We start from the raw sequence: 7,618 nt of genomic DNA on the forward strand, positions 1-7,618 counted from the left end.
CCTCCGCCTCCGCGGGGCGGTCCAGGGCCAGGGCGATCCGCCCGGCCAGCAGCGCGGCCTGCGGCGCCGACGGCGAGCCGAAGGAGGCCAGCCGCCCGGCGAGGGCCGCCGCGTCCGAGACCATCCGGCCGGTGCGCCGCCCCACGGCGAACCGGGCCTCGGCCAGCACCAGCCGGGCGTGCGCCTCCCCCCACGGCCGGCGCTGGCGGGCGAACAGCCGCACCGCGGCCGCAGCCCGGTCCACCGCCGTGTCCGGGGCGCCCGCCGGACCGGCCGCCTGCGCCGCCACCAGCAGCAGCTCCGCCTTGCGGGTGCGCTGCCCGCCGATCCGGTCCAGTGCCGCGATCGCCGCGTCCGCCTCGGCCAGCGCCTCGGCCGCCAGGCCCGCCGCCCGCAGCACCTCGCAGCGCCGGATGCTCAGCATGAACGTCGGGGTGCCCAGGGCGTCGTAGCGCTCGGCGGCCTCGTCGAAGAGGCGCAGCGCCGCGGGGATGTCACCGGCGCGGAAGGCGGTCAGCGCCCGCGACTCCACCACGTCCGCCTTGTCGTGCTCCTGGCCGGTCGTCCCCCACAGCTCCTCCGCCGCCGCGAAGTCCGCCTCCGCGCGGTCCACCGCGCCCAGCGCCAGGTGGACCGTCGCCCGCAGGGTCAGCGAACGCGCCACCCAGATCACGTCCCCGGCCTGCCGCAGCACCGGCACCGCGCGCCGGACGTCGTCCAGCGCCTCACCGTGGCGGCCGAGCACCCAGAACGAGTACGCCCGGCGGTACAGCACCCGCGCCCGGGTGTGCGCCGAGCCCCGGCCCACGCCCCGCTCGAGGGCCGCCAGGCCCTGCCGGGTCCGCCCCGCGTGCACCAGCGCCACCCCGAGCGTGGCCAGCACGTCGGCCTCCCGGTCCGCGGAGCCCGCACGGGCCGCCAGGTCCCGGGCGCGCCGCAGATGCCGCAGCGCCACCGCGAGATCGCCGAAGTCCCGCTGCCAGATCCCGATCACCTGGTGGGCCACCGACGCGTGCTCCGGCGGGGGGCCGGACTCGAGGAGCCGCTCCGCCCTGCGCAGGGCCACGTCGGGCCTGGCGAAGACCATCGGCAGCAGTTCGAGGACGCTTCCGTTTCCCGCTGTCACCTGTCGCATCGTAGTGCCCTGGCCAGGGGTTTCGGCACGCACGGTGTGAAGGCGGTGTATCAACGGCGATGCGGCAGACTCCTTCTGACGACGCAGCACCCGAGGGGGAGGAAGCCCTATGCCGGCCCGGCGGTTCCACGAGCAGTGCGAGCAGGTCCGACGTTCCATGCCCGACGTACCGCTGGCCGTGGACGAGGATGCGGGATTCCTCTACGAGCGCGGCCACCTGCTGGTGCGCGACGGGGAGGACGCCCGGCTGGTCGCCGACGCCCTGCGCGAGCGGCGCGCCGACATCCCCGGCGCGGCCGGCCGCGAGCGGATAGCCCCGGCCGGCCCCGGCAACCGTTCCGGCGTCACCCGGATCCGGGTCGCCGAGCCGGCCGAAGGGGCCCGCGCGGCCCACGCCGCCGACCCCGCTGTGGACGGGGCGCTGCGCGCGGTGCGCGCCCTCGAGGACCGCGCCGGACGTCGCATGGTCTCGCGCAACCACGTCATCACCGTCGCGGTGAACGCCTGCCCCGGTGACGAGCCGGTGCCGGCCGCGCCGGGCGAGGGCCCCAACCCGGCGCCCGCCGGCCGGGACCACGAGCCGGAGTCCGGCGTCGGCGTGCTGGTGGTGGACACCGGCCTCACCTCCGACCACGCCCGCTGCCCCGAACTGGCCGGTGTGCGCGGAGACCTGGAGACCTCCGAGCGCGACGCCGACGGGGTGCTGCGGCAGTACGCGGGACACGGCACCTTCATCGCCGGCCTGCTGGCCGCCGTCGCCCCGCACGCCGACATCACGGTCTCCAACGCGCTCAACGACGCCGGCGCCGTGCTGGAGTCCGAGTTCGGACCGCTCCTCCTGGACGCCGCCGAGAGCGCCGGCTGGCCCGCCCTGATCAGCCTTTCCGCGGGCACTGCCACGGGCGACGACCAAGGCCTGCTGGGACTCGAGCACTTCATGGCGGAACTGCTGAAGCACCCCGGCACCCTGCTGGTCGCCGCGGCCGGCAACAACGGCTCCGACACCCCGTTCTTCCCGGCCGCCTACGCCGCCCGGCCCAAGTACCGCAAGGCGGTGTTCTCCGTGGGCGCCCTGCGAGGCGACGGCGAGGCCCACGCCTGCTTCAGCAACCACGGCCGGTGGGTGGACGCCTACGCGCCCGGTGAGCGCCTCACCGCTCCGCTGACCGGCTTCGACGCCCCCGTCCCGTACGTCTACCAGCACTCCAGCTACGACGAGTGCCGGCACGGCGGCGACTACTCCTGCACCTGCCGCTTCCCGGTCCGCACCGGGTTGCTCAGCGCGGACGGCGAGGACGAACCCGGGGACCCGGAGCGTGTCGAGTTCACCGGCTACGCGCGCTGGAGCGGCACCTCCTTCGCCACCCCGGTGGCCGCCGCCATGGTCGCCGCGCACATGGCCGCCCACAAGGAGAGCGACCCGCGCCGCGCCCGCCGCGACCTGCTGGCCTCCTTGAAGGACACCGCCGAGGTGCACGGAGCGCGGGTGGCCGCGCTCCGGCCTCCGACCTGGCGGCCCGTCAGCGGGCCGGGAGCGGGCGAACGTTGACCCCGTCCTTGAGCCTCACCCGTACGGCGTACGATGGCGTGCCGTACACGAGGGGTGGGGGAGTGGAACGAGCGACAGTCGGCGCCTTGCTGAAGTCCGCGGTCGAGGGCGACCAGGACGCCTGGCGGGGCCTGGTGGACGGGCTCAGCCCGTTGGTGTGGTCCGTGGTCCGCGGGCACCGGCTCTCCGAGGCGGACGCCCACGAGGTCTACCAGATCGCCTGGTTCCGCTTCGCGCAGAACCTGGGCCGGATCCGCGAGCCGGAGAAGGCGGGCTCCTGGCTCGCCGCCACCGCCCGCCACGAGTGCCTGAAGGTGCTGCGGGCGCAGCGCCGGTGGACGCCCACCGACGACCCGCAGGTCCTGGACCGCCCGTGCGACAGCTGCTCGCCCGAGCAGAAGGTCCTCGAGTCCGAGGAGGAGGCCGAACGGGCCGACCGGCACCGCACGGTGTGGGAGGAGTTCGACGCCCTCGGCGACCGCTGCCGGCAGCTGCTGCGCCTGATCATCGCCGAGCCGCCGCCCAGCTACCGCGAGGTGTCCGTCGCCCTGGGCATCGCGGTGGGTTCCATCGGACCTATTCGACAGCGGTGCCTGCGCCGGCTGCGCAAGCGCCTGACCGACCGGGGGGTTCTGTGAACGGCCCGCACGCCTTCGACGAGACCGACGACACCGACGAGTTCGACGAGCAGCCCTTCGACGACCTCCAGCTCCTGGAGGTGGAGGGACTCCTGCGGGAGGCCGCCGAGGTCTGCGACCCGGTGCCCACCGCGCTGCGCGAGGCGGCGCTGGCCGCGTTCGCGCTGCACGACCTGGACGCCCGCCTGGCCGAGCTCACCTTCGACTCCCTGCTGGACGCCGCCCCTGTCAGGGGAACCGAGGACGGTCCGCGGATGCTCACCTTCGCGGCCGGCGACCTCACCGTCGACGTCGAGGTGGGCGAGGACGGGCTGCTGGGCCAGCTGCTGCCGCCCCAGGCGGCGGGCGTGGAGGTGCTGACCCGGCCCGCCCCGGAGGCGGCGGCACGGTGCGCCGCCGACGAGACGGGCGGATTCTCCTGCGCGGTCGAGGTCACCGGCCCGTTCGCCCTGCGGGTCCGGGCCGGCGACGAGGTGGTCGTCACGGAGTGGCTGCGGGTCTGACCGCTGCGGGTCCGGCCGCTGCGGGTCCGACCGCCGGGCGGCGGCCGCCCGAGGAGGGCGGCCGCCCGCTCACCAGGCGACCGGAAGCGCCTCGGGCCCGCGGATCATGGTGCGCCGCCGCCACGGCACCTCCTGCGCGGGCACCGCGAGCCTGAGCCCGGGCAGCCGCTCCAGCAGCGTGGTCACCAGCAGCTCGGTCTGCAGCCGCGCCAGGACCGCCCCCGTGCAGAAGTGCGGGCCGTTGCCGAAGGCCAGGTGCGGGTTGGGGTCCCGGGCCAGGTCGATCCCGTCCGGATCGGGGAAGACCTCCGGATCCCGGTTGGCGGCCAGGTACGAGACGTACACCGGCTCGCCCGCCGCGATCGTCCGGCCCGCGAGCTCGACGTCCTCCAGCGCGATCCGGGCCAGACCCACCGTGCTGCGGTGCGGGATCCAGCGCAGCAGTTCCTCCAGGGCGGCGTCCAGCCCGGCCGGGCGGCCCAGCACCTCGCGCATCCGGGCCATCAGGTCCGGCCGGGTGAGCAGCAGGAAGAGCATCTGCCCGCAGTTGTGCGTGACCGCCTCGCCGCCGATCTGCAGCGGCCCGGCCACCCCGATCGCCTCCTCCTCGGTCAGCTCCCCACGGCCCACGGCGGCGCCCAGCATCGACAGGACGCCGCCCTGCCCGCCGTCGCCGGCCTCGCCGCCGCCGGAGGAGCCCTCGCGGCGGTCACGGATCGTTCGCGTGATCCAGCCGTACAGTCCCGCCTTGGCCCGCTCGGCCGCCTCCGCGCCGCCGGAGGTGGAGATGATCTGGCGGGTCCAGGCGCGCACCCGGTCCCGGTCGGCCTCCGGGACGCCCATCACCTCGCCCACCACGGCCAGCGGATACGGCTCGAGCACCGTGGCGATCAGATCGGCCGGCGGCCCCTGGGCCAGCAGGCCGTCGACCAGCGGGTCGAGCAGTGCCTGGGCGCGCGGGCGCAGGCGCCGCATCGCGCCGACGGTGAAGGCGCCCGCGAAGGCGCGGCGCAGCCGGTTGTGGTCGGGCTGGTCGGCGAAGGCCAGGGAACCCGGGCGGGGCTTGAAGTGCGGGGCCAGCCGGGTGACCTCGCGGCGGGTCACCTCCGCGCGGCCGAAGCGGGGGTCGTTGGTGACCGCCCGGACGTCCTCGTGACGGGTGGCGAGCCAGGCCCAGCCCTCGCCGTGCGGCAGACGGATCCGGGTCAGCGGACCCTCGCGCATCAGCTCGGCCAGCAGCGGGTCGAAGCCGGGGCCGTCGATCTCCGGCGGCACCCAGTCGCGGACGGGCGGAGGAGGCGGTGCGGTCATCTCCTGAGTCATGGAACCACCCTGGGGCGGCCCGGGGCGTCTGTCGCGCCCGGCTGCTCCGTGCGGTCCCCGCACCGGCCCCCGCACGCCGGAAAAGGGCTCCGCCCCGCCCGGTGTTCCGGGCGGGGCGGAGCTCAGGTCCTGGGGCCCTGCGACCGGGTGAGGTCAGGCGCCCAGGGAGGCCAGGGCCTCGTTCCAGGTGGCGGAGGGACGCATCACGGCGGCGGCCTTCTCGGGGTCGGGCTGGAAGTAGCCGCCGATCTCGGCCGGCTCGCCCTGCACCGCGTTCAGCTCCTCGACGATCTTCGCCTCGGCGCCGGCGAGCTTCTCGGCCAGCGGCGCGAACGCCGCGGCCAGCTCGGCGTCGTCCTTCTGCGCGGCCAGCTCCTGCGCCCAGTACAGGGACAGGTAGAAGTGCGAGCCGCGGTTGTCGATGCCGCCGACCCGGCGGGTCGGGGACTTGTCCTCGTTGAGGAAGGTCGCCGTGGCGCGGTCCAGCGTGTCGGCCAGGATCTGGGCCTTGGCGTTGCCGGTCACCTTGGCGAACTGCTCGAGGGACGGGACCAGGGCGAAGAACTCGCCGAGCGAGTCCCAGCGCAGGTAGTTCTCCTTGACCAGCTGCTGCACGTGCTTCGGGGCGGAGCCGCCGGCGCCGGTCTCGAAGAGGCCGCCGCCCGCCATCAGCGGGACGACCGACAGCATCTTGGCGCTGGTGCCCAGCTCCAGGATCGGGAACAGGTCGGTCAGGTAGTCGCGCAGCACGTTGCCGGTCACCGAGATGGTGTCCTCGCCCCGGCGCAGACGCTCGAGCGAGAACGCGGTCGCCTCGACGGGCGCCATGATCTCGATCTGCAGGCCCTCGGTGTCGTGCTCCGGCAGGTAGGCCCGGACCTTCTCGATCAGCTTGGCGTCGTGGGCGCGCTCGGCGTCCAGCCAGAAGACGGCCGGGGCGCCGGTGGCGCGGGCGCGGGTGACGGCCAGCTTGACCCAGTCGCGGATCGGGTCGTCCTTGGTCTGGCAGGCGCGGAAGATGTCGCCGGCCTCGACCGGCTGCTCCAGCACGACCTCGCCCTTGGCGTCGACCAGACGGACGGTGCCCGCCTCGGCGATCTCGAAGGTCTTGTCGTGGGAGCCGTACTCCTCGGCCTTCTGCGCCATCAGGCCGACGTTCGGCACCGAGCCCATGGTCGACGGGTCGAAGGCGCCGTTGGCGCGGCAGTCGTCGATCACGGCCTGGTAGACGCCGGAGTAGCTGGAGTCCGGCAGGACGGCCAGCGTGTCGGCCTCCTGGCCGTCCGGGCCCCACATGTGGCCGGAGGTGCGGATCATGGCCGGCATGGACGCGTCGACGATGACGTCCGAGGGGACGTGCAGGTTGGTGATGCCCTTGTCGGAGTCGACCATCGCCAGCGCCGGGCCGTCGGCGAGCTCGGCGTCGAAGGACGCCTTGATCGCGTCACCCTCGGGCAGGGCCTCCAGGCCCTTCCAGATGCCGCCCAGACCGTCGTTGGGGGACAGGCCGGCGGCGGCCAGCTGCTCGCCGTACTGCGCGAAGGTCTTCGGGAAGAAGGCGCGCACCACGTGACCGAAGACGATCGGGTCGGAGACCTTCATCATCGTGGCCTTGAGGTGCACGGAGAACAGGACGCCCTCCTCCTTGGCCCGGGCGACCTGCGCGGTCAGGAACTCGCGCAGCGCGGCGGCGCGCATCACGGAGGCGTCGACGACCTCGTTATCGAGGACAGGCACCGACTCCCGCAGCACCTTGGTCTCGCCGGAGGCGGTGACCAGCTCGATGCGCAGCGAACCCGCCTCGGAGATCACGGCCGACTTCTCGGTGGAGCGGAAGTCGTTCTCGCCCATGGTGGCGACGTTGGTCTTCGAGTCCGAGGACCAGGCGCCCATGCGGTGCGGGTGGTTCTTGGCGTAGTTCTTCACCGAGGCGGGGGCACGGCGGTCCGAGTTGCCCTCGCGCAGCACCGGGTTGACCGCGGAGCCCTTGACCTTGTCGTAGCGGGCGCGGACGTCGCGCTCCTCGTCGGTCTTCGGGTCGTCCGGGTAGTTCGGCAGCTCGTAGCCCTGCGCCTGCAGCTCCGCCACGGCGGCCTTCAGCTGCGGGATGGACGCCGAGATGTTCGGCAGCTTGATGATGTTGGCCTCGGGCTTCTTGGCCAGCTCGCCGAGCTCCGCCAGGGCGTCCGGGATCCGCTGGTCCTCACGGAGGTACTCCGGGAAGAGCGCGAGGATGCGGCCCGCCAGCGAGATGTCACGGGTCTCCACGGGGACGCCCGCCTGCGCGGCGTACGCCCGCACGACCGGCAGGAACGAGTACGTCGCCAGGGCCGGCGCCTCGTCGGTGTGCGTATAGATGATGGTCGAGTCAGTCACCGGGTGCTCCGCTCCACGTCTGCAACATTGCTCGACATCAAGATATCTCGTGATCGAGGCGACGCGACCCCCGGCCCGCCCTTCGGTCCCAGAC

5 protein-coding genes and 1 pseudogene are annotated in these 7,618 nt (G+C 74.2%); 3 read left to right on the forward strand and 3 right to left on the reverse strand.

Going from position 1 to position 7,618, the window contains the following annotated elements:
• A pseudogene (locus ACOV8S_RS08735) lies at positions 1-1,087 on the reverse strand (CHAT domain-containing protein); the annotation flags it as partial.
• 157 nt (positions 1,088-1,244) lie between these two features.
• Between ACOV8S_RS08735 and ACOV8S_RS08740 the strand changes: the two are divergent.
• From ACOV8S_RS08740 to ACOV8S_RS08750, 3 genes are all read left to right on the forward strand, one after another.
• The gene (locus tag ACOV8S_RS08740; protein WP_448317124.1) at positions 1,245-2,684 is read left to right on the forward strand and encodes a S8/S53 family peptidase; all 1,440 of its coding nucleotides are present in this window, start codon (positions 1,245-1,247) and stop codon (positions 2,682-2,684) included.
• Between the two features lie 62 nt (positions 2,685-2,746).
• A complete protein-coding gene (locus ACOV8S_RS08745) occupies positions 2,747-3,322 on the forward strand; it encodes an RNA polymerase sigma factor (RefSeq protein WP_382558014.1) in 576 nt (191 codons plus the stop codon).
• The gene (locus ACOV8S_RS08750) at positions 3,319-3,825 is read left to right on the forward strand and encodes a hypothetical protein (RefSeq protein WP_448317126.1); all 507 of its coding nucleotides are present in this window, start codon (positions 3,319-3,321) and stop codon (positions 3,823-3,825) included. Before ACOV8S_RS08745 ends, ACOV8S_RS08750 begins: the two co-directional genes overlap by 4 nt.
• Positions 3,826-3,894: 69 nt before the next feature.
• Here ACOV8S_RS08750 and ACOV8S_RS08755 read toward each other — a convergent pair whose 3' ends face one another.
• Both ACOV8S_RS08755 and ACOV8S_RS08760 read right to left on the reverse strand, forming a co-directional pair.
• Positions 3,895-5,148 (reverse strand): cytochrome P450, encoded by a 1,254-nt coding sequence (locus ACOV8S_RS08755; protein WP_448317128.1) that lies wholly within the window; start codon positions 5,146-5,148, stop codon positions 3,895-3,897.
• A gap of 153 nt (positions 5,149-5,301) precedes the next feature.
• Positions 5,302-7,524, reverse strand: coding sequence for an NADP-dependent isocitrate dehydrogenase (locus ACOV8S_RS08760; protein WP_448317130.1), 2,223 nt, complete (start codon positions 7,522-7,524; stop codon positions 5,302-5,304).
• Positions 7,525-7,618: the final 94 nt, after the last annotated feature.

The sequence above is a fragment of the Streptomyces sp. CO7 genome (assembly GCF_053474865.1).

Bases quoted from the DNA above. Each gene is read 5' to 3' on its own strand.
- ACOV8S_RS08740 (WP_448317124.1), top strand. From the start codon at position 1,245: ATGCCGGCCCGGCGGTTCCACGAGCAGTGCGAGCAGGTCCGACGTTCC.
- ACOV8S_RS08755 (WP_448317128.1), bottom strand. From the start codon at position 5,148: ATGACTCAGGAGATGACCGCACCGCCTCCTCCGCCCGTCCGCGACTGG.